The organism is Flexivirga sp. G2 (assembly GCF_055397625.1).
In genome coordinates this window covers 790119-810171 of sequence record NZ_AP039675.1, presented here as the reverse complement: position 1 = coordinate 810171, position 20053 = coordinate 790119, and the positions used below count along the sequence as shown (strand labels likewise).

The window sequence follows — 20053 nt, the reverse complement described above, 5'->3', positions numbered from 1 at the left end:
GGTTTATGCAGGGTGCGCTGGCTGCGCTGGTATGGCGAAGGCGAACCCTCGCCATACCGACTTCACCAGCTCGACTTGGTGACGCCGGGCAGCTCGCCCCGGTGCGCCATCTCGCGCAGGCAGATCCGGCACAGGCCGAACTTGCGGTAGACCGAGTGCGGACGTCCGCAGCGCTGGCAGCGGGTGTAACCGCGCACGGCGAACTTCGGCTTCTTGTTGGCCTTGTTGACCAGGGACTTCTTGGCCATCAGTTCTCCTTGAAGGGGAATCCGAGGTGGCGCAGCAGAGCGCGGCCCTCGTCATCGGTGCTCGCGGTGGTCACGACCGTGATGTCCATACCCCGGACGCGGTCGATCTTGTCCTGGTCGATCTCGTAGAAGACCGACTGCTCGGTCAGACCGAACGTGTAGTTGCCGTTGCCGTCGAACTGCTTGCCCGACAGGCCGCGGAAGTCGCGGATGCGGGGCAGTGCGATGGACACCAGACGGTCCAGGAACTCCCACATGCGGTCGCCGCGCAGCGTGGTGTGCGCGCCGATCGGCATACCCTCGCGCAGCTTGAACTGCGCGATGGACTTGCGGGCCTTGGTCACGGCCGGCTTCTGACCGGTGATGGCCGCCAGGTCCTTGATGGCGCCGTCGATCAGCTTGGAGTCCCGGGCGGCGTCGCCGACACCCATGTTGACGACGACCTTGGTCACCGTCGGAACCTGCATCACGTTGGCGAAGGTGAACTCGTCCTGCAGCTTGCCCTTGATCTCGGAGTGGTAGCGCTCCTTGAGACGGGGCATGACCTTCTCAGTGCTGGTCGCAGTCATCTCAGAGGTCCTTTCCGGATCGCACCGACACGCGGGTGCGCACGGTCTTGGTCCGACCGTTGCGCTCCACCTGCTCCTCGCGGATGCGGATGCGGGTCGGCTTCTTGGTCTCGGGGTCCACGATCATCACGTTGCTCACGTGGATCGGAGCCTCGGTGACCTCGATGCCACCGGCACCGCCGCCCGGCTGACCGGCCTTCACGTGCTTGGTGATCCGGTTGACACCCTCGACCAGCACACGCTGGCGCTCGGGGTCCACCGAGATGACCTTGCCCTGCAGGCCCTTGTCCTTGCCGGACATGACCTGGACCAGGTCGTTCTTCTTGATCTTCATCTTCGGCTTGCCTGCCATGTTCAGAGCACCTCCGGCGCGAGCGAGATGATCTTCATGAACTTCTTGTCACGCAGCTCGCGGCCCACCGGGCCGAAGATGCGCGTGCCACGAGGATCACCGTCGGTCTTGAGGATGACCGCAGCGTTCTCGTCGAACTTGATGTAGCTGCCGTCCGGACGGCGCTTCTCCTTGCGGGTGCGCACGACAACGGCCTTGACGACATCGCCCTTCTTGACGTTGCCGCCCGGGATGGCGTCCTTGACGGTCGCCACGATGGTGTCACCGATGCCGGCGTAGCGACGTCCCGAGCCACCGAGCACACGGATGCACAAGATCTCCTTGGCACCGGTGTTGTCGGCGACGCGCAGTCGCGACTCCTGCTGGATCACGTTTCTTCTCCTGTCGTCTCACTGGTTCTCGCCTGTGACGAGCCTTGCGGAACGGATGTGGTGTCAGTGCGGTGACGGTGTCACCGCGGTGGTGCGCAGGGCCCGGGCGTTTCCGCCCATGCCCCGCGAACGATTACTTGGCCTTCTCGAGGATCTCGACGACGCGCCAGCGCTTCTGCGCCGACAGCGGTCGGGTCTCCATGATCAGGACGCGGTCGCCGACGCCGCAGGACTCCTGCTCGTCGTGCGCCTTGACGCGGGCGGTCTTGCGCTGGACCTTGCCGTAGAGCGCGTGCTTGACGCGGTCCTCGACCTCGACGACCACGGTCTTGGTCATCTTGTCGCTGACGACGTAGCCCTGGCGCGTCTTGCGATCGTTGCGCTCGGTCACGGTTGCTTCCTTGCTCTCTTCACTCATGCTTCGGCCTTCTCCTGCGCGCGACCGATGCCGAGCTCACGCTCGCGCAACTCGGTGTAGATGCGGGCGATGTCCTTGCGGACCGCACGCAACCGCGAGTTGTTCTCCAGCTGGCCGGTGGCCGACTGGAAGCGCAGGTTGAACAGCTCCTGCTTGCTCTTACCGAGCTCGTCGGCCAGTGCCTGGTCGTCCATCTCGCGCAGCTTGGCTGCGGTCAGGTCCTTCGAACCCACTGCCATCAGAGGTCACCACCTTCACGCGCGACGAAGCGGCACTTCATCGGCAGCTTGTGCATCGCCAGGCGCAGTGCCTCACGAGCAACTTCCTCGGGAACACCGGACAGCTCGAACATGATCCGACCCGGCTTGACGTTGGCGACCCACCACTCGGGCGAACCCTTACCGGAACCCATGCGGGTCTCGGCCGGCTTCTTGGTCAGCGGACGGTCCGGGTAGATGTTGATCCAGACCTTTCCGCCACGCTTCATGTAGCGAGTCATGGCAATACGAGCGGACTCGATCTGCCGGTTGGTGACGTATGCCGGCTCCAGCGCCTGGATGCCGTAGTCACCGAACGACACAGCGGTGCCACCCTTGGCGGCTCCACCGCGCTTGGGGTGGTGCTGCTTGCGGTGCTTCACACGACGGGGAATCAACATCAGGCTTGCTCTCCCTGCTTGGTCGCTTCACCCTCGGGGGCTGCAGCGACGGCGTCCTGGGCGACCGGTGCCTCCACCGGAGCGTCGGCGGAGCGAGGAGCCGCGTCGCGACGACCGCCACCACGCGGGCCACCACCACGACGGTCGTCACGACGACCCCGTGCCGGGCGGCTCGGTGCGGCAGCCTGCTCACGCGCCAACTCCTTGGCGGTCAGGTCACCCTTGTAGATCCAGACCTTCACGCCGATGCGGCCGAAGGTGGTGCGGGCCTCGTAGAAGCCGTAGTCGATGTTCGCGCGCAGCGTGTGCAGCGGCACACGACCCTCGCGGTAGAACTCGGTGCGGCTCATCTCGGCGCCGTTCAGACGGCCGGAGACCATCACTCGGATGCCCTTGGCACCCGCGCGCTCGGCCGTCTGCATGCCCTTGCGCATCGCGCGACGGAAGTTCACGCGAGCAGACAGCTGCTCGGCGATGCCCTGCGCGACCAGCTGAGCGTCGACCTCGGGGTTCTTGACCTCGAGGATGTTCAGCTGAACCTGCTTGCCGGTGAGCTTCTCCAGCGCACCGCGCAGGCGGTCGGCCTCGGCGCCGCGGCGACCGATGACGATGCCCGGGCGAGCGGTGTGGATGTCGACACGCACGCGGTCACGGGTGCGCTCGATCTCGACCTTGCTGATGCCGGCGCGCTCCATGCCGGTCGACATCAGACCGCGGATCGCAACATCTTCCTTGACGTAGTCGCGGTAACGCTGACCCGGCTTGGCCGAGTCCGCGAACCAACGGCTCTTGTGCTCGGTCGTGATGCCGAGACGGAAACCGTTCGGGTTGACCTTCTGACCCATTACCGGCCACCGTCCTTTCGCTCGGGCTGTGCAACGTGCAGCGTGATGTGGCTCGACCGCTTGAGGATCCGGCTCGCGCGACCCTGCGCACGGGGACGGAACCGCTTCATGGTCGGGCCCTCGTCGACATACGCCTCGGTGACGACCAGCAGACGCTCGTCGAACGCGACCGACGCCTGGTCCGCCTTCTGGCGGGCGTTGGCGACAGCGCTGTTGAGGGTCTTGAGGACCTGCTCGCTCGCACCCTGCGGCGCGAAGGTGAGCAGGTGGATCGCCTCCTGGACGTTCTTGCCGCGCACCATGTCGACGACGCGGCGGGCCTTCATCGGCGTGATGCGGACGAACCGCGCCTGCGCCTTGGCACCCACGGTCGGGTTGGTGTTCTCTGTCGTGGACATATCAGCGACGCCGTCCCTTCCGGTCGTCCTTCTCGTGGCCCTTGAAGGTCCGGGTCGGTGCGAACTCGCCGAGCTTGTGGCCGACCATCGCCTCGGTCACGAAGACCGGGATGTGCTTGCGACCATCGTGCACGGCCAGCGTGTGACCGAGCATGTCGGGAGTGATCATCGACCGGCGGGACCAGGTCTTGATGACGTTCTTGGTACCGGCTTCGTTCTGTGCGTCCACCTTCTTCTGGAGGTGGTCGTCGACGAAGGGGCCCTTCTTCAATGAACGGGGCATTTCTTACCGCTTCTTTCCAGTACGACGGCGACGCACGATGAGCTTGTCGCTCTCCTTCTTCGGGCGACGGGTGCGGCCCTCGGCCTGACCCCACGGGCTGACCGGGTGACGTCCACCGGAGGTCTTGCCCTCACCACCACCGTGCGGGTGGTCCACCGGGTTCATCGCGACACCACGCACGGTCGGGCGCTTGCCCTTCCAGCGCATGCGGCCGGCCTTGCCCCAGTTGATGTTGCTCTGCTCGGCGTTGCCCACCTCGCCGACCGTCGCGCGGCAGCGGACGTCGACGTTGCGGATCTCACCGGACGGCATACGCAGCTGGGCGTAGGGGCCGTCCTTGGCGACGAGCTGAACGCGCGCACCGGCCGAACGGGCGATCTTCGCACCGCCACCGGGCCGCAGCTCGATGCAGTGGATGACCGTACCGGTCGGGATGTTGCGCAGCGGCAGGTTGTTGCCGGGCTTGATGTCAGCGCCCGGACCGTTCTCGATCGCGTCACCCTGGCGAAGGCGGTTCGGCGCAATGATGTAGCGCTTCTCGCCGTCGGCGTAGTGCAGCAGGGCGATGCGGGCGGTGCGGTTCGGGTCGTACTCGATGTGAGCGACCTTCGCCGGGATGCCGTCCTTGTCGAGGCGACGGAAGTCGATGACGCGGTAGGCACGCTTGTGACCGCCACCGATGTGACGAGTCGTGATGCGACCCGACGCGTTGCGGCCGCCCGTCTTGGGCAGCGGACGCACCAGCGACTTCTCGGGCGTCGAGCGGGTGACCTCAGCGAAGTCGGCCACGCTCGAGCCACGACGCCCCGGCGTCGTCGGCTTGTACTTGCGGATAGCCATTGTCTGTCCTTAGGAGTCTTGTCTTGGGGCGATCGTTCTTCAGGCCTGCGAGCCGAAGATGTCGATCGCGCCTTCCTTGAGCGAGACGATGGCGCGCTTGGTGTCCTTGCGCTTGCCGGTGCCGAAGCGGGTCCGGCGCGTCTTGCCCTGACGGTTCAACGTGTGGACCGAGTCGACCTTGACGTCGAAGATCTCTTCGACGGCGATCTTGATCTCGGTCTTGTTCGCGCTCGGGTCGACGATGAAGGTGTACTTGCCCTCGTCGAGCAACGCGTAGGACTTCTCCGAGACGACCGGCGCGATCAAGATGTCGCGCGGGTTCTTACCCAGTTGCGTCATGGCGAGAATCACTTGTCCTTATCGGTCTGCTGCGCGGCAGCACCACCGGCCGGGGCGAACCCAGCAGCAGCGGCGGCCTCGGCCGTCTTGAACCACACCTCGGCGACCGTGGCGTCATACCAACGGGAGCCGGCGACGTGGTACTTCATCGAGTCCTTGTTGCCCTTGACCGTGAAGGTCTTCGGGTCCGGCGAGGCACCGTCGGCCAGCGGAGCTGCCGAGTCGGCGCCGAAGCCACCGTCGGCGACCTCGGTGGAGGCTGCCTCGGTCGCGGCGGTCTCGACCGGAGCCGATTCCTTGACCGATGCTGCCTTGCCTGCGGCGGCCGGGCCGGCGAGGAAGCGCTCCAGCGCAGCCTGCGAGAAGACCAGGTCATCCGCGCACAACACGTCGTAGGTGTTGAGCTGGTCGGCGAACAGGATGTGCACGTCCGCGAGGTTGCGCACCGACAGCAGCGCCGCCTGCTCGTCGCGGCTGAGCACCACGAGGAGGTTCTTGCGCTCGGTGAGCTCACCCAGCACCGCGGCCGCGGCCTTGGTGGAGGGCGTGTTGCCCTCGACCAGGGAAGTCAGCACGTGGATGCGGTCGTGACGGGCCCGGTCGGACAGGGCGCCACGGAGAGCGGCGGCCTTCATCTTCTTGGGGGTCCGCTGCGCGTAGTCGCGCGGCTTCGGACCGTGCACGGTGCCACCGCCGGCGAACTGCGGGGCGCGGGTCGAACCCTGACGGGCGCGGCCGGTGCCCTTCTGGCGGTAGGGCTTGCGACCACCACCGCGGACCTCGCCGCGGGTCTTGGTGGAGTGGGTGCCCTGACGTGCTGCCGCGAGCTGCGCCACCACGACCTGGTGGATCAGCGGGACGTTGGTCTGCACGTCGAAGATCTCGGCCGGCAGCTCGATGGTGCCCGCCTTGGCGCCAGTGGCGCTCTTGATGTCAACGGTCGTCATCTGGCTCAGGCCTCCTTGACGGACGACTTCGCCGCGGTCTTCACCAGGACGATGCCGCCACGGGGACCGGGAACGGCACCCTTGATCAGCAACAGACCCTTGTCGGCGTCGATGGCGTGAATCGTGAGGTTCTGGGTCGTCTGGCGCTCGCCGCCCATGCGGCCCGCCATACGCATGCCCTTGAAGACGCGGCCCGGGGTGGCGCAGCCACCGATCGAACCCGGCTTGCGGTGGTTCTTGTGTGCACCGTGGGAGGAGCTGACGCCGTGGAAGCCGTGACGCTTCATGACGCCGGCGAAGCCCTTGCCCTTGGTGGTGCCGACTGCGTCGATGACCTGGCCGGTCTCGAAGGTCTCCACGGTGACTTCCTGACCGAGCTGGTACTCGGCGGCGTCAGCGGTGCGGATCTCGGCGAGGTGACGACGCGGCGTGACGCCGGCCTTCTCGAAGTGGCCGGTCAGCGGCTTGTTGACCTTGCGCGGGTCGATCGCGCCGAAGCCGATCTGCACCGCGTGGTAGCCCTCGGTCTCGCCGCGGACGGCGGTGACGACGCAGGGGCCGGCCTGCACGACGGTGACCGGGATGAGCCGGCCGTTCTCGTCCCAGACCTGGGTCATTCCGAGCTTCTCGCCCAGAACACCCTTCACGGAACGCTCAGTGGTGTGTGTCATATCGAGTCATTCCTCCCAGGTCAGAGCTTGATCTCGATGTTGACGTCCGCCGGAAGGTCGAGACGCATCAGCGAGTCGACGGCCTTCGGGGTCGGGTCAACAATGTCGATCAGTCGCTTGTGGGTACGCATCTCGAAGTGCTCGCGGCTGTCCTTGTACTTGTGCGGTGAACGGATGACGCAGTAAACGTTCTTCTCCGTCGGGAGCGGCACAGGGCCGACCACCGTTGCACCGGCACGAGTCACCGTGTCGACAATCTTGCGCGCCGAGCTGTCGATGACTTCGTGGTCATACGACTTCAGTCGGATGCGGATCTTTTGTCCCGCCATTCGCCCGTGTCTCTCTCTCGCCGTACTCATTACTTACTAGGTCTGTTCGGTGCGATATCAAGGTTGGTCCCCGACCCCCGCGCTCGGGTGTGTCGTGTGTGCTTCGCAGCACGGCGCCGACATCTCTGGCGTGGTTGGCCGGCGAAACCCCTACGATTTCGCGCCTGTGGCTTGCGCTTCCCGACCTCACCCGCATGGTCCGCCTGCTGGCGAACTGGGCGCTTTCGGGGCGGCAGTAATGCGTCTCGCCGGACCCGGATCGCTCCGGACCTGTCGGCGACGCACGTGATCACTGCACGTCAAGCAACTTGACCAGTCTGCCAGAGACGTCCGCGCAGTCCAAATCGAGACGAGTGAGGTCGACCACGCCGGTCTCCGTGCGGCGGCGGCGTCATACGGGAACCGCCGGTTAGGGTGGCGACCATGGCAGTCGCCGCCGCTGAGGGCCTGACGATGCAGTACCCCCGGGTGCGCGCGCTCGACGATCTCACGCTGACCGTCCCCGAGGGCATCACCGGGGTGGTGGGCGTCAACGGGGCCGGCAAGTCCACGCTCATCAAGGTGCTACTGGGGCTGCTGCGGCCGACCGGCGGACGGGTCCAGGTGCTCGGCATCGACCCCACGGTGCAAGGGGCGAACGTTCGCGCGCTCGTCGGCTACATGCCCGAGCACGACGTACTCCCCGGTGACGTGTCCGCAGCGGAGTTCGTCATGCACATGGCGATGATGTCCGGGCTGCCGCGCAACGCCGCCCGCGAGCGCACCTCGGACGTCCTGCGGCACGTCGGGCTCGCCGAGGAACGGCACCGGGCGATGGGCGGCTACTCCACCGGCATGAAGCAGCGCGCCAAGCTTGCGCAGGCGATCGTGCACAGCCCGCAACTCGTGCTGCTCGACGAACCGACCAACGGACTCGACCCCCGCGCCCGCGACGACATGCTCGACCTGATCGGGCGGATCGGGCACGACTTCGGGATCTCGGTCATGGTCACCAGCCACCTGTTGGGTGAGCTGGAGCGCACGGTCGACTACGTGATCGTCATCAACGGCGGACGGTTGTTGCGCGCCGAACGCACCCAGGAGCTGACCCACACCACCGGCAACGTCCTCGTCGAAGTGCTCGGGCCGCCCGGCAGCGACCGCCGGATCGGACAGGCGTTGCTCGACCGAGGTGTGCCGGCCTGGCCGGTCGGTGAGCAGATCGAGGTCCGCGTCGAACGACCCGAGACCCTCGACCTGATCCGGGACACCGTCGCCGACGCCGGACTCGGGCTGGTCCGCCTGCAGGAGGTCCACCACAGTCTGGAAGAGGTCTTCGGCCAGCAAGGAGGTCCGGTATGACGACACCGGCACGACGCGGTGTCATCCATGACATCGGCTATCGCCCGTTCACCGGCCGCCGGCAGAGCACCGCCGCGGTCGCCTGGTCGCTCTACCTGACCTCGTTGCGGCATTGCTTCGGCCTCGGCCGCTCCGGCAAGTCGAAGGTCATGCCGTGGCTGATGAGTGGCCTGTTGTTGATCCCGGCGCTGGTCCTGGCCGGGTTGCTGCTCCAGCTGAACAAGATGTCGTTGTCCGACCAGGCGGACCTGTTCGCGCCGCTCGCCAACTACTTCGGCTTTCCCTACTGGACCCAGCTGCTGATCACCATCTTCGCTGCCGCGCAGGCACCGGTCCTGTTCGCGCGCGACCTGCGCTACCGCACTGTCGTCCTCTACTTCGCCCGGCCCCTCTCCCGCAGCGTGTACGTCCTGATGCGCCTCGCCGCACTGGCGACCGCACTGTTCGCGGTCGTCGTCATACCCATGACCCTTTGGTATGGCGCAGCGCTCGGCGCCAATGTGGACCGTGGCGAACACACTCGGAACTACCTGGCGGCGGTCGTCGGCGTGGCCGTGCTGGCGTTGATGCTGGCCACTTTCGCGGGCATGGTCTCGGCGATCACCACCCGGTCCGGGCTGGCGGTGACCGCGGTCATCGTCGCGCTGATGCTGAGCTCCGGCATCGTCAAGGCGGTGCAGGGCGCGGCATACGACGGCGACCACCCGACGATGAGCTTCATCGGGTCCTTGTTCAATCCGTTCACCGTCGTGGCCGAGCTGATCAGTGGACTCTTCGACCAGCCGACGCCCGACACGACCGTGCTGCACCCTGGCCCGGGCTGGACGGTCGGCTTCGCGGTCGCTGCCGTCTGCTGGACGCTCGGTGCCGCGGCGATCCTGGTCGCACGCACCCGGAAGGCGGCTTCCGTATGAGCGACCTCGACCTGATCGACGTCTCCCGCTGGTACGGCAACGTGGTGGCGGTCAACGACGTCAACATGCACATCGGCCCCGGCGTCACCGGGCTGCTCGGCCCGAACGGCGCCGGCAAGTCCACGCTGTTGTCGATGATGGCCGGGTTGCTGCCACCGTCGGCCGGCACGGTGACCCTCGACGGGCAACCGACCCGAGGGCGCGTCGAGATGTACCGACACGTCGGCCTGGTCCCCGTGCAGGAGTCGCTCTACGACTTCCTCACCGGTGAGCAGTTCGTCCGGTTGAACGCCGAACTGCAGAAGGTCCCCCAACCGAAGCTCGCGGCGAAACACGCGATCGGCCTGCTGGACATGACCGATGCGGCCGACCGCAAGATCTCGACATACAGCAAGGGCATGCGACAACGGATCAAGGTGGCGTCGGCGCTGGTGCACGACCCGGGTGTGCTGCTGCTGGACGAGCCGTTCAACGGCATGGACCCGATCCAGCGACGCCACATGATGGGGTTGCTCACGCAGTTCGCCGAACAGGGTCGGACGATCGTCTTCAGCTCGCACATCCTGGAGGAGGTCGAGCAGATCGCGCGCCACGTCGAGGTCGTCGTCGCCGGCCGGCACGCCGCCAGTGGCGACTTCGCCGCCATCCGCCGCCTGATGACCGACCGGCCCAACCAGTACGTCGTCCGCAGCTCCGACGACCGCAGGCTGGCTGCCCTGTTGCTCGCCGAACCGTCGGTGCGCGGGGCTCGACTCCGTGGCACCACCGCCCTCGAGGTCGAGGCGGACGACTTCGGTGGTTTCGCCCAGATCGTCCCGAAACTCGCGCGTGACAACGGCATTCGCATCTTCGAGCTCAACCCGACCGACGAGTCCCTCGAGAGCGTCTTCAGCTACCTGGTGAATTCATGAACTCAACCATCCTGCGCCTCGGCCTGCGCTCGCTCTTCGGTCGCGCACGCGTCTGGTTGATGATCGCGATGCCGGTGATCCTGGTGATCCTCGCGGGCGTCATCCGTGCCGCCTCCACCGGCGGCGACGACAGCACCGCGGCCGAGAACTTCCTACGCATCTTCGGCGTCGGCATCGTCGTGCCCGTCGTCGCCCTGATCGCGACGACGACGCTGATCAACTCCGAGTTCGACGACGGGTCGATCATCTACCTGCTCACCAAGCCGATCTCCCGGCTGGCGATCATCGCCAGCAAGGCGGTCATCGTGCTCGGCGCCGGCGTTGTCTTCGCGGCGGTCATGATGTTCGTCGCCGGGATCGTCATGGTCGGCGGTGATGACCGCGTCGCGCTGGCCGCCCTCGCGGGCGGGGCAGTCTCGACCGTCGCGTATGTCGGCATCTTCACCGCTCTCGCCACGACGATGAAGCGCAGCGTCGTCGGCTGCCTGCTCTTCTGGCTGATCTGGGAGTCGACGATCTCCTCGCTGTTCTCACCGGTCAAGTGGCTGTCGGCACGCGCCTGGGGCAACGCCGTGATCCAGCAGATCGCGAGCGCGCCGGACGACGGCAAACCGGGCGTGCCCGTCGCGTATGCCGTCATCGCCGCACTCGTCGCCCTCGCGGCCGGGGTCGCGCTCGCCGGTCAGCGTCTCGCGTCGATGACGATTTCCGAGGAGTAACGGGTCAAGCAGGCTCAGCGACCCAGCGCATCGGATCGCCCCAGCCGAGGTCGGTGACCCCGTGCTTGTCGAGGGACAGCGCCACGAGCGTGCGCCGGTGCGCCGCGAAGGTCAGCACGTGGGCGATCATGCCGCCGTAGGTGAACACCTCGGCGGGCTCACAGGCGGCGTCGACGAAGGTGTCGTCCAGCTCACCGTGTTGTATGGCGGCCCGCACGTTCTCGGCGAACCGCGGCCCCTCGAGCGTCAGGCGTGACCGCAGGGACAGCACGGACTCGTGCTCCTCGACGCTCCAGTCGTATTCGCGGTTCGCGAGCACGGCGTTCCACATCCCCATCTGCCCGACCAGGCGGGACAGCAGACGTCGCAACGTCATGACGTCCGGGTCGTCGTCGAGTCCGTATTCGATGCGTTCGTCCAACTGCGCGTCGGTCAAACGCGCTGCGCGGTCGACGAATTCGCCGGTGAGCCAGATGTGATGGTCGATCATGCGGGTGAGAAGTTCCATGGCGGTGCATCCTCCTGTGCCCGGAAGCCGTAGCCCTCCCGGTGGTTGAAAATGAACGCCGTTGTTTGCCGGGATCTTGAAATCGACCGGATGGCAACGGAATTCGCGTGGCGCCATACCGAAGAGGCGGGCGAAGGCGCGGGTGAAGGCCTCGTGCGAGGCATAGCCGGCTTCGACTCCCACGTCGAGGATCCGGCGCTCACTGGTGATGAGCCGGTATGCCGCACGCTCCAGCAAGAGCCTCCTGCGGAGCGTCGCGGGCGGTTCACCGCCGACCGACGACACGATGCGGTCCAGGTGGAACCGTGACGTGTAGAGCCGCTGCGCCAACTGGGTCGGCGACGTCGCGTGATCGTCGAGGGTCTCGGCGAGGATCCCGACATACCGTCCGAACGTGTCGGTGTTGCTGCTCATTTCAGCAGCATGCCGCACTTCGCACCGCCCCGCTTGATCGTCGTTGCGCGGGGCTCAGCCGTCGGCGGGGGCCATCTTTCCGGGCCGCGCAGCGCGCAGCGTCGCGATCCCCTGCGGTATGGCGCCGCACGCGAGCACGGCCATCGCCAGGGTCCAGGAACCACTGACGTCGTGCACCGCGCCGATCACGATCGGGCCGAGTGCCGCCATGCCGTAGCCGACAGCCTGCGCCATACCCGAGACCTGGCCGGCCTGCGCCGTCGAGTTGCTGCGCAGCACCATGAACAGAAACGCCAGTCCGATGCCACAGCCCGGTCCGACCATGATCATGCCGGTCCACAGCACCCACCAGCCGTGCACGGTCAGCAGTCCGACGAAGCCAAGCACGCAGATTCCCAATGCTGTCAACGTGATCGGGCGCTGGTCGGCGAAGCGTCCGGCGAGGATCGGCGCCACGAGCGAACAGGTCAGACCGACGGTCTGACCGAGCGCGAGGACGCCACCGGCAGCACCGCTCGACATCCCCGCCTCGTCCATGAGGAACTTCGGCAACCACGCCCCGAAGGTGTAGAAGATCAGGGACTGCGCACCCATGTAGACGGTGATCGCCCACGCCGTGCGATCCCGCCACAGCCCGCTCGACGGCCGCGCCGACGACACCACGTGCTTGCGGCGCAGCTGCGGCAGCCACTGCAGCATCGCGGCGAGCACCAGCAGCCCCCAGGCGGCGAGGGTGAGTCGCCAGCGCCCGCCGAGCGCGTCGTCGATCGGCACGGTCAGCCCGGCGGCCACCGCTGCCCCGCCGGACAGCGTCATCGAGTAGAGCCCGGTCATCAGACCCGATCGATGCGCGAAGTCGCGCTTGATGAGTGCCGGGAGCACGACGTTGCACACGCCGATGCCGATCCCGATGAGCACCGAGCCGCCGAACAGCGCTGCGGGAGAAGCGATCAGCCGCAGAGCGATGCCGGCAACGAGGACGGCGAGCGCCCCGAAGATGGTCTGCTCGATGCCGAACCGGTGCGCGAGCCGCGGTGCCACGGGCGCGCTGATTCCGAAGAACAGCACCGGCAGCGCGGTCAGCAGACCAGCGGTCGAGCTGCTGAACCCGAAGGAGTCCGAGATCGTGTCGATCAGCGGTGACACCGCGACGACGGCCGGTCGCAGGTTGGCTGCCACCAACATGATGCCGATCGCCGCGACGAGGGCGGCCCGACCGCCGAGCGCGGTTGTCGTCCCGGCACTTTCGGCCGGTCGCACGTCGGTCATCCGCGCACCTCCCTCTCGGCCTCGGCGAGGTAGGCGTGGACGGCGGCGCGCGCCGCATCCGCGTCACCCTGCTCGATGGCGTCCACCAGGTCCCGGTGACCGACCGGGTGGGTCTCGGCATTGCGAACGGCACCGGTGACCTCAGCATGTGAGCGCCGCATCGCCTCGACGACGCCGGCATAGATCTCGATGAGCAACTTGTTGCCCGAGGCGGCAACGACACCGGCGTGGAAGTCGATGTCGGCTGCGTCATACCGATCGGAATCGCCTGTCGCCAAAGCATTCTCGGCCTCGTGCAACAACTTCCGGACGCGACGCCGAGCGGTGGCGGTCGCCGTTCGAGCGGCGCCGGCGGCGGCTTCGGACTCCAGGGCGCGACGCACCTGCAACAGGTCGAGGAGCTCGGTCGTGGCGCTGTGCTCGATCACGGCGGCATACGGGTTCGTGCTGCGGACATAGGTCCCGTCGCCGCGGCGTGGCGCGAGCATCCCGACGTGTTCCAGCGCCCGCACCGCCTCGCGAATCGTGTTGCGCCCGACCCCGAACCGCTCGACCAGGTCGGGTTCGGCGGGGATGCGCTCCCCCACCGGCCACTCGCCGCTGCGGACGAGTTCGTGCATGTGCGCGACGACGAGTTCACTCGTGCGCTTCGGTGGCGGGATCAGCTCGGACACGCATTGAACCTAACATGGGATGTTTGTGCACCCAGCTCCCGTTCGGATGCCGGACCATTCAGGGCGTATGACGAAGGCGCCTCCCCGACCACGGGAAGGCGCCTCGCCATACGAACCACGAACTGCCTACTGTCGTGAGTTACTCGCCCGCAATGGCTTGGAACGGCGAGTAACCGGCGACAGTAGCGATCTACTCGCCCGGCGTGCCCGCCCCGGCGCCGGCCGAGCTGCGCTTCGCCAGCCGCATCCAGGTCTCCACGACCGTGTCGGGGTTGAGCGACATCGACTCGATGCCCTGGTCCAGCAGCCAGTCGGCCAGATCCGGGTGGTCCGAGGGGCCTTGGCCGCAGATGCCGACGTACTTGCCACGGTCGCGGCACGCCTTGATCGCCATCGACAGCATCGCCTTAACGGCGGGGTTGCGCTCGTCGAACCCTGCCGCGACCAGCCCGGAGTCACGGTCCAGACCCAGCGTCAGCTGCGTCATGTCGTTGGAGCCGATCGAGAACCCGTCGAAGTGATCGAGGAACCGATCGGCGATCACGGCGTTCGAGGGAACCTCGCACATCATGACGACCTGCAGGTCGTTCTCGCCGCGCTTCAGGCCGTTCTTGGCAAGCAGGTCGATGACGCCCTCGGCCTCCTCCAGCGTGCGCACGAACGGGATCATCACCTTGACGTTGGTGAGCCCCATGTCCTCGCGGACGTAGCGCAGCGCCTCGCACTCCATCGCGAAGCAGTCCTCGAAATCCTTTGACAGGTAACGCGATGCACCGCGGTAGCCGATCATCGGGTTCTCTTCGTGGGGCTCGAATCCCTCGCCGCCGAGCATGCCGGCGTATTCGTTGGACTTGAAGTCCGACATACGCACGATCACCGGCTCGGGCGCGAACGCCGCGGCCAGCATCGAGACACCCTCGGCGACGCGCTTGACGAAGAAGTCACGCGGGCTGTCGTATGCCGAGATCAGCGCCTCGATGTGCGAGCGCAGCTCCGGCGCCTGCTGATCCAACTCGAGCAACGCACGCGGATGGATGCCGATCTGCCGGTTGATGATGAACTCCAACCGGGCCAGACCGATGCCCTTGTTCGGCAGCCGGCTGAACTCGAACGCCTGGTCCGGGGTGCCGACGTTCATCATGATCTTGACCGGTAGCTCCGGCATCTCGTCCAGCGCGGTCTCGTTGATCTCGAAGTCGCGCGCGCCGTCATACACGAAACCGGTGTCGCCCTCGGCGCACGAGACGGTGACCTGCTGGCCGTCCGTGAGATCGGTCGTCGCGGTCGCCGTGCCGACCACGGCGGGGATGCCGAGCTCGCGAGCGATGATCGCGGCGTGACAGGTGCGGCCGCCACGGTTGGTGACGATCGCCGACGCCCGCTTCATGATCGGCTCCCAGTCGGGGTCGGTCATGTCCGCGACGAGCACCTCGCCGGGCTGGAACTCGTGCATCGACTCGATGGAGCTGAGCGTGCGGACCGCACCGGCGCCGATCTTCTGACCGATGGCGCGGCCCTCGACGACGACCGGGCCGCGCTCCTTGAGCACGAACCGCTGCAGCGTCGAGGCGTTCGAGCGCGATTGCACGGTCTCCGGGCGGGCCTGCAGGATGTAGAGCTTGCCGTCGACACCGTCCTTGCCCCACTCGATGTCCATGGGGCGGCCGTAGTGCTCCTCGATGGCGACCGCGTGCTTGGCCAGCTCGGTCACCTCGTCGTCGGTGAGCGACAGCTTGCCCTGGTCGGCCTCGTCGACCGGCACGAAGTGGATGGTCTCCCCCACGGTCGGGTCCTCGGTGTAGACCATCTTGGTCGCCTTGGAGCCGACACCGCGCTTGAGGATCGCGGGGCGGTCGGCCTTCAGGGCCGGCTTGTAGACGTAGAACTCATCGGGGTTGACGGCGCCCTGCACCACAGCCTCGCCCAGGCCGTAGCTGGAGGTGATGAAGACCGCGTCGCGGAAGCCGGACTCGGTGTCCATCGTGAACATGACGCCGGAGGACCCGATGTCGGAGCGCACCATGCGCTGGATGCCCGCGGACAGTGCGACCAGCGAGTGGTCGTAACCGGCGTGGACGCGGTAGGCGATCGCGCGGTCGTTGTAGAGCGAGGCGAAGACCAGCTTGATCGCGCGCAGCACATTGTCGATGCCGCTGATGTTGAGGAAGGTCTCCTGCTGACCGGCGAACGAGGCGTCCGGCATGTCCTCGGCCGTGGCGCTCGAGCGCACCGCGAACGTCGCGTCCGCGCCCTGCTCGGCGGTGAGCTTCTCGTATGCCGAGCGGATGTCCGCGCCGAGGTCGGCCGGGAACTCGTGCTGCTCGATGTCGCCGCGGATCTTCGCGCCGACCTTGGCGAGCTCGCGGACGTCGTCCACGTCGAGTCCGTCCAGCAGCCCGTCGATCTCGGCCTTCAGCCCGGTCTCGTCCAGGAACCGCCGGTAGGCGTCGGCGGTGGTCGCGAACCCGGTCGGCACGCTCACGCCGGCCTTGGACAGGTGCTGCACCATCTCACCGAGCGAGGCATTCTTGCCACCCACGGTCTCGACGTCGTTCATGCCGAGATCGGCGAACCACTCGATGTTCGTCATGTCGGGATTCCTTTCATATGACGCGACGTTCGCGTCATCTACCTCGGGCGCCAGGAGCTCGTCCGGCACTCAGTTTGCGCGTCTGCATGATCGTCGCGGCCATCTCCTCGACCGACATACGGGCGGAGTTGGTGTAGGGGATGCGATGCGTGCGGAACATCGCCTCGGCGCGGCGCAACTCGTAGGTGCACTGCGCGAGCGTTGCGTAGGTCGAGCCCGGTCGACGTTCGGAGCGCACCTGGCTGAGTCGTTGAGCCGTCGACAACAGTCCGTAGCACTTGTCGGCATACGGGGCGATCGGCTTGGGCAGTCCGCCGGTCTCGAAGTCCTCCTCGACCAGGGGGTAGTTCGCGACGCGCAGGCCGTACTGCAGCGCGAGATACATGGTGGTCGGTGTCTTGCCGCAGCGGGACGGCGCCGTCAGGATCAGGTCGGCACGCTCCAGTTGCCGCAGACTCTGTCCGTCGTCGTGCTCGATCGCGAACTCGACGGCCTTCATCCGGTTGTCGTACTCGCCGACGTCCCGCATGCCATGGGCGCTGCTCGCGTTGTGCGCCGCGTTGACGTGCAGGACCCGCTCGACCATGTCCAGATGGGAGCCGAACAGGTCGATGAAGGCGCACTCGGTGCCGGACAGGATCTCGCGGATCTCCTCCACGGCAACCGTGGAGAAGACGAGCGGGGTCACGACGTCGGTCTTGATGGCGTCCATCTGCGCGACGGCCTCGTGTGCCTGCTCGGGCGTCTTGATGAACGGCAGCTTCTCCCGCACGAAACGTACGCTGGGGAACTGCTGCAACATCATGTTGCCGAGCGTCTCGGCAGAGATTCCCGTCCCGCCGGCCACGAAGAAGACCGGGGTCGCAGGCGTCTCGGCCGGGAAATCCACAGGCCGAACTCTGCCATACGGATCCCCACCCGCGTGACGGGGTGCCGGGGCCGAGGACGCGCTCATGACGGACTTGTCGACCCGGGTTCCCGGCGCCGTTATCCCGCGAGCTTCTCGGCAGCGGCCAGCAGCACACAGGTCGCGACGGCCTCCATGGCAGCCGTGACCTCCTCGGGCACGGGGAACGTCGGTGCCAGCCGGATGTTGGTGTCCTCCGGGTCGCTCCCGTAGGGGTATGACGCACCGGCGGGCGTCAGCGCGACGCCGGCCTCCTTGGCCAGCTGGACGACACGGGTCGCGGTGCCCGGCAGCACGTCGAGGCTGACGAAGTAGCCGCCGATCGGGTCGGTCCAGGTGGCGATGCCCTTGCCGCCGAGCTGCTCGCGCAGGATCCGCTGCACCTCGGCGAACTTCGGCGCGATGATGTCGCGGTGCTTGCGCATGTGCGCCCGCACGCCATCGGCGTCGCCGAAGAACTCCGCATGCCGCAGCTGGTTGATCTTGTCCGGGCCGATGGAGCCGTTGCCGAGGTGCCCGAGGTACCACTTCACCTGCTCGACGGAGGCGGCGAGGAATCCGACACCGGCTCCGGCGAAGGTGATCTTGGACGTCGAGGCGAACACGATCGGCCGGTTCGGGTGGCCGGCGGCGCTGGCCAGCGACAGGATGTCGGCGCTCTTGGCCTCATCCTGCGTCAGGTGGTGGAACGCGTAGGCGTTGTCCCAGAAGATCTTGAAGTCCGGCGCCGCGGTCGGCATAGACGCCAACTGCGCCGCGACCTCCTGGCTGCACACCGCGCCGGCCGGGTTGGAGTAGGTCGGCACGACCCAGATGCCCTTGATCGTCGGGTCGTCGGCGACCAGCGCTGCGACCGCGTCGGCGTCCGGGCCGTCCGGAGTCATCGGCACGGACACCATCTCGATGCCCAGCGACTCCAGCAGCGTGTGGTGCCGGTCATAACCCGGGACCGGGGTGATGAAGCGGACCTTCTCCTCCTGCGACCACGGCTGCGGGGAGTCGACGCCGCCGAAGAGGGTCAGCCAGTAGAGGCTGTCACGCATCATCGTCAGGCTCGAGTTGCCGCCGGCGATGAGTTGCTCGGGCTCGACCCACAGCAGGTCGGCGAAGATCTCCCGCAGTTTGCTGATGCCCTGCAGGCCGCCGTAGTTGCGGGTGTCGACACCGGCCTCGTCGACATACTCCGTCGGCAACTGAAGGAGGGCGTTCGACAGGTCGAGCTGCTGCGCCGACGGCTTGCCACGCGTGAGATCGAGCTTCAGACCACTGGATTTCAACGTCTCGTACGCCGCCTGCTGCTCCTGGCGGAAGGCAGCGATCTCGTCGGCGGAAAGCTCGGTCAGCGGTTGCGCGGTGGACACGGCGTGGTTCTCCTGGGGACGTCCGAAGCGGTCGCCCCAGTCTCTCAAAGGTCGCCCGGACGCCCGCGCACCGGACCGTATGACGGACGCTCAGCCCTGGTCGGCGCGCACTGCACCGGTGGTGTGCTCGACGGCCCGCGGCAGGTGCAGCAGGCATCGCGCACCCTCCTTCGCCTGGACCGCGGCGACCCGCCACTGGCGTCGCCGAACCTGCTGCCACGAGCTGCGGCCGGCATAGGCGACCGAGTAGAACAACGCGCGTCGAGCGGTCCGCGGGCGGCGCGCCGGTGGAACGTGCTGGCCGATCACGCCGATGGCGGTCACCCGCTCACGGATGTTGATGCCGGTCCGCATCCGGTGCGACGAATCGGACTCACCGTGCTTGCGGTAACCGGCCAGCACCTCGTCGACGAAGACGACCGGCCCGGCGGCGGCGAGCCTGGTCCACATCTCCCAGTCCGCCGCGTGCGGCAGGTCCTCGCGGAACGACCCGACCTGCTCGTATGCCGCCCGGCGCACCACGATGCCGGGGGTGCGAACCCGGTTGGACACGACGAACGCGTCGAACGCGCCGTCCCAGACGCCGGTGCCCTCGCGATACCGACGACTCTCGTGCAGTTGCGCACCGTTCTCGTCGATGTCGACCGTCCGGCACATCGCGGACAGCGCGGCGGCCCCACCTGTGTCGATGCCCGTCCCGATGCCCGTCCCGATGCTTGTCCGGATGCCACGCTCCATGGCCCGGTAGAACCCGGGCAGCACGATGTCGTCACCGTGCAGCATGTGTACCCACTCACCTCGCGCGAGATCGATGCACCGGTTGAAGGTGCCGATCGCGCCGAGGTTGCGAGGGTTTCGCTCGTACCGGACGTGTCCCCTCCCGACGTCGCGCACCACGGCCTCCGGGTCGTCGGTCGATGCGTCGTCGACCACGATGATCTCGGCGTCCGCCCGACCGCCCAGTTGTGCGACGACCCCCTCGAGCGTCTCGGCCAGGAAGTGCGCACAGTTGTACGCCGGAACGACGACCGACCACTGGATGGTCGCCGTCCGTTCAGGTGTTGTACTCACTGCGTTTCCCCTCTGTATCGAATCACGACTAGCGTCGGAATTCCCTTGTGATACAAGCGTATCCGGCCATTTCGGACGGGGAGAAACACGACACGGGAGAAGACGG

General features: G+C 67.0%; 26 protein-coding genes. 4 read left to right on the top strand and 22 right to left on the bottom strand.

Going from position 1 to position 20053, the window contains the following annotated elements; all coding sequences use genetic code 11:
* Positions 1-62 precede the first annotated feature (62 nt).
* The 15 genes from ACZ50J_RS04050 to rpsJ form a co-directional block, all read right to left on the bottom strand.
* Positions 63-248: a type Z 30S ribosomal protein S14 gene (locus tag ACZ50J_RS04050; RefSeq protein WP_325548882.1), complete on the bottom strand. Its 186-nt coding sequence runs from the start codon at positions 246-248 to the stop codon at positions 63-65.
* Positions 248-817 (bottom strand): 50S ribosomal protein L5, encoded by a 570-nt coding sequence (gene rplE / locus ACZ50J_RS04045; RefSeq protein WP_464299994.1) that lies wholly within the window; start codon positions 815-817, stop codon positions 248-250. Before rplE ends, ACZ50J_RS04050 begins: the two co-directional genes overlap by 1 nt.
* Before the next feature lies 1 nt (position 818).
* On the bottom strand, positions 819-1169 hold the full coding sequence (rplX, locus tag ACZ50J_RS04040) for a 50S ribosomal protein L24 (RefSeq protein WP_464299993.1): 351 nt from the start codon (positions 1167-1169) through the stop codon (positions 819-821).
* Positions 1170-1171: 2 nt separating this feature from the next.
* Positions 1172-1540, bottom strand: coding sequence for a 50S ribosomal protein L14 (rplN, locus tag ACZ50J_RS04035; protein WP_188839009.1), 369 nt, complete (start codon positions 1538-1540; stop codon positions 1172-1174).
* A gap of 133 nt (positions 1541-1673) precedes the next feature.
* Positions 1674-1958, bottom strand: a complete 285-nt coding sequence (rpsQ, locus tag ACZ50J_RS04030) for a 30S ribosomal protein S17 (RefSeq protein WP_464299992.1) — start codon at positions 1956-1958, stop codon at positions 1674-1676.
* A complete protein-coding gene (gene rpmC, locus ACZ50J_RS04025; protein WP_464299991.1) occupies positions 1955-2197 on the bottom strand; it encodes a 50S ribosomal protein L29 in 243 nt (80 codons plus the stop codon). The genes rpsQ and rpmC overlap by 4 nt, the downstream gene beginning before the upstream one ends.
* Entirely contained in the window at positions 2197-2616 is a 420-nt protein-coding gene (gene rplP / locus ACZ50J_RS04020) for a 50S ribosomal protein L16 (RefSeq protein WP_188839012.1), read from the bottom strand. The genes rpmC and rplP overlap by 1 nt, the downstream gene beginning before the upstream one ends.
* The gene (gene rpsC / locus ACZ50J_RS04015; protein ID WP_464299990.1) at positions 2616-3461 is read right to left on the bottom strand and encodes a 30S ribosomal protein S3; all 846 of its coding nucleotides are present in this window, start codon (positions 3459-3461) and stop codon (positions 2616-2618) included. Before rpsC ends, rplP begins: the two co-directional genes overlap by 1 nt.
* Positions 3461-3859 (bottom strand): 50S ribosomal protein L22, encoded by a 399-nt coding sequence (rplV, locus tag ACZ50J_RS04010; protein WP_464299989.1) that lies wholly within the window; start codon positions 3857-3859, stop codon positions 3461-3463. The genes rpsC and rplV overlap by 1 nt, the downstream gene beginning before the upstream one ends.
* 1 nt (position 3860) lies before the next feature.
* Positions 3861-4142: a 30S ribosomal protein S19 gene (rpsS, locus tag ACZ50J_RS04005; protein ID WP_464299988.1), complete on the bottom strand. Its 282-nt coding sequence runs from the start codon at positions 4140-4142 to the stop codon at positions 3861-3863.
* A gap of 3 nt (positions 4143-4145) precedes the next feature.
* On the bottom strand, positions 4146-4982 hold the full coding sequence (gene rplB / locus ACZ50J_RS04000; protein WP_464299987.1) for a 50S ribosomal protein L2: 837 nt from the start codon (positions 4980-4982) through the stop codon (positions 4146-4148).
* Positions 4983-5021: 39 nt separating this feature from the next.
* The gene (rplW, locus tag ACZ50J_RS03995) at positions 5022-5321 is read right to left on the bottom strand and encodes a 50S ribosomal protein L23 (RefSeq protein WP_464299986.1); all 300 of its coding nucleotides are present in this window, start codon (positions 5319-5321) and stop codon (positions 5022-5024) included.
* An 8-nt stretch (positions 5322-5329) separates the two neighbouring features.
* The gene (rplD, locus tag ACZ50J_RS03990) at positions 5330-6277 is read right to left on the bottom strand and encodes a 50S ribosomal protein L4, sunset domain variant (protein ID WP_464301309.1); all 948 of its coding nucleotides are present in this window, start codon (positions 6275-6277) and stop codon (positions 5330-5332) included.
* The gene (rplC, locus tag ACZ50J_RS03985) at positions 6274-6939 is read right to left on the bottom strand and encodes a 50S ribosomal protein L3 (RefSeq protein ID WP_464299985.1); all 666 of its coding nucleotides are present in this window, start codon (positions 6937-6939) and stop codon (positions 6274-6276) included. Before rplC ends, rplD begins: the two co-directional genes overlap by 4 nt.
* A 20-nt stretch (positions 6940-6959) precedes the next feature.
* The gene (gene rpsJ, locus ACZ50J_RS03980) at positions 6960-7268 is read right to left on the bottom strand and encodes a 30S ribosomal protein S10 (RefSeq protein WP_114930053.1); all 309 of its coding nucleotides are present in this window, start codon (positions 7266-7268) and stop codon (positions 6960-6962) included.
* A 423-nt stretch (positions 7269-7691) separates the two neighbouring features.
* Between rpsJ and ACZ50J_RS03975 the strand changes: the two genes are divergently transcribed.
* The 4 genes from ACZ50J_RS03975 to ACZ50J_RS03960 are packed head-to-tail and all read left to right on the top strand — an operon-like array spanning position 7692 to position 11153.
* A complete protein-coding gene (locus ACZ50J_RS03975) occupies positions 7692-8609 on the top strand; it encodes an ABC transporter ATP-binding protein (protein WP_464299984.1) in 918 nt (305 codons plus the stop codon).
* On the top strand, positions 8606-9523 hold the full coding sequence (locus tag ACZ50J_RS03970; protein WP_464299983.1) for a hypothetical protein: 918 nt from the start codon (positions 8606-8608) through the stop codon (positions 9521-9523). Before ACZ50J_RS03975 ends, ACZ50J_RS03970 begins: the two co-directional genes overlap by 4 nt.
* On the top strand, positions 9520-10434 hold the full coding sequence (locus tag ACZ50J_RS03965) for an ABC transporter ATP-binding protein (RefSeq protein ID WP_464299982.1): 915 nt from the start codon (positions 9520-9522) through the stop codon (positions 10432-10434). The genes ACZ50J_RS03970 and ACZ50J_RS03965 overlap by 4 nt, the downstream gene beginning before the upstream one ends.
* A complete protein-coding gene (locus ACZ50J_RS03960; protein WP_464299981.1) occupies positions 10431-11153 on the top strand; it encodes an ABC transporter permease in 723 nt (240 codons plus the stop codon). Before ACZ50J_RS03965 ends, ACZ50J_RS03960 begins: the two co-directional genes overlap by 4 nt.
* 4 nt (positions 11154-11157) lie before the next feature.
* On the opposite strand, the gene ACZ50J_RS03955 is transcribed toward ACZ50J_RS03960, so the two are convergent.
* The 7 genes from ACZ50J_RS03955 to ACZ50J_RS03925 all read right to left on the bottom strand — a co-directional run bounded on the left by ACZ50J_RS03955 (position 11158) and on the right by ACZ50J_RS03925 (position 19947).
* On the bottom strand, positions 11158-12075 hold the full coding sequence (locus tag ACZ50J_RS03955; RefSeq protein ID WP_464299980.1) for a helix-turn-helix transcriptional regulator: 918 nt from the start codon (positions 12073-12075) through the stop codon (positions 11158-11160).
* A 54-nt stretch (positions 12076-12129) separates the two neighbouring features.
* Positions 12130-13344, bottom strand: coding sequence for a CynX/NimT family MFS transporter (locus ACZ50J_RS03950; RefSeq protein WP_464299979.1), 1215 nt, complete (start codon positions 13342-13344; stop codon positions 12130-12132).
* Positions 13341-14018, bottom strand: a complete 678-nt coding sequence (locus ACZ50J_RS03945; protein WP_464299978.1) for a FadR/GntR family transcriptional regulator — start codon at positions 14016-14018, stop codon at positions 13341-13343. Before ACZ50J_RS03945 ends, ACZ50J_RS03950 begins: the two co-directional genes overlap by 4 nt.
* A gap of 190 nt (positions 14019-14208) precedes the next feature.
* Positions 14209-16608 (bottom strand): phosphoenolpyruvate synthase, encoded by a 2400-nt coding sequence (gene ppsA, locus ACZ50J_RS03940; protein ID WP_464299977.1) that lies wholly within the window; start codon positions 16606-16608, stop codon positions 14209-14211.
* Positions 16609-16642: 34 nt separating this feature from the next.
* On the bottom strand, positions 16643-17497 hold the full coding sequence (locus ACZ50J_RS03935) for a pyruvate, water dikinase regulatory protein (protein WP_464299976.1): 855 nt from the start codon (positions 17495-17497) through the stop codon (positions 16643-16645).
* A gap of 98 nt (positions 17498-17595) precedes the next feature.
* Complete coding sequence (locus ACZ50J_RS03930) at positions 17596-18876, bottom strand: aspartate aminotransferase type Ic (protein WP_464299975.1); 1281 nt, start codon at positions 18874-18876, stop codon at positions 17596-17598.
* Positions 18877-18966: 90 nt separating this feature from the next.
* Entirely contained in the window at positions 18967-19947 is a 981-nt protein-coding gene (locus ACZ50J_RS03925) for a glycosyltransferase family 2 protein (protein WP_464299974.1), read from the bottom strand.
* Between the last annotated feature and the right edge of the window lie 106 nt (positions 19948-20053).

Coding starts and splice junctions, on each gene's coding strand:
- ACZ50J_RS04050 (WP_325548882.1), bottom strand. CDS start 248: ATGGCCAAGAAGTCCCTGGTCAACAAGGCCAACAAGAAGCCGAAGTTC.
- rplE (WP_464299994.1), bottom strand. CDS start 817: ATGACTGCGACCAGCACTGAGAAGGTCATGCCCCGTCTCAAGGAGCGC.
- rplX (WP_464299993.1), bottom strand. CDS start 1,169: ATGGCAGGCAAGCCGAAGATGAAGATCAAGAAGAACGACCTGGTCCAG.
- rpsQ (WP_464299992.1), bottom strand. CDS start 1,958: ATGAGTGAAGAGAGCAAGGAAGCAACCGTGACCGAGCGCAACGATCGC.
- rpmC (WP_464299991.1), bottom strand. CDS start 2,197: ATGGCAGTGGGTTCGAAGGACCTGACCGCAGCCAAGCTGCGCGAGATG.
- rplP (WP_188839012.1), bottom strand. CDS start 2,616: ATGTTGATTCCCCGTCGTGTGAAGCACCGCAAGCAGCACCACCCCAAG.
- rpsC (WP_464299990.1), bottom strand. CDS start 3,461: ATGGGTCAGAAGGTCAACCCGAACGGTTTCCGTCTCGGCATCACGACC.
- rplV (WP_464299989.1), bottom strand. CDS start 3,859: ATGTCCACGACAGAGAACACCAACCCGACCGTGGGTGCCAAGGCGCAG.
- rpsS (WP_464299988.1), bottom strand. CDS start 4,142: ATGCCCCGTTCATTGAAGAAGGGCCCCTTCGTCGACGACCACCTCCAG.
- rplB (WP_464299987.1), bottom strand. CDS start 4,982: ATGGCTATCCGCAAGTACAAGCCGACGACGCCGGGGCGTCGTGGCTCG.
- rplW (WP_464299986.1), bottom strand. CDS start 5,321: ATGACGCAACTGGGTAAGAACCCGCGCGACATCTTGATCGCGCCGGTC.
- rplC (WP_464299985.1), bottom strand. CDS start 6,939: ATGACACACACCACTGAGCGTTCCGTGAAGGGTGTTCTGGGCGAGAAG.
- rpsJ (WP_114930053.1), bottom strand. CDS start 7,268: ATGGCGGGACAAAAGATCCGCATCCGACTGAAGTCGTATGACCACGAA.
- ACZ50J_RS03975 (WP_464299984.1), top strand. CDS start 7,692: ATGGCAGTCGCCGCCGCTGAGGGCCTGACGATGCAGTACCCCCGGGTG.
- ACZ50J_RS03970 (WP_464299983.1), top strand. CDS start 8,606: ATGACGACACCGGCACGACGCGGTGTCATCCATGACATCGGCTATCGC.
- ACZ50J_RS03965 (WP_464299982.1), top strand. CDS start 9,520: ATGAGCGACCTCGACCTGATCGACGTCTCCCGCTGGTACGGCAACGTG.
- ACZ50J_RS03960 (WP_464299981.1), top strand. CDS start 10,431: ATGAACTCAACCATCCTGCGCCTCGGCCTGCGCTCGCTCTTCGGTCGC.
- ACZ50J_RS03955 (WP_464299980.1), bottom strand. CDS start 12,075: ATGAGCAGCAACACCGACACGTTCGGACGGTATGTCGGGATCCTCGCC.
- ACZ50J_RS03950 (WP_464299979.1), bottom strand. CDS start 13,344: ATGACCGACGTGCGACCGGCCGAAAGTGCCGGGACGACAACCGCGCTC.
- ppsA (WP_464299977.1), bottom strand. CDS start 16,608: ATGACGAACATCGAGTGGTTCGCCGATCTCGGCATGAACGACGTCGAG.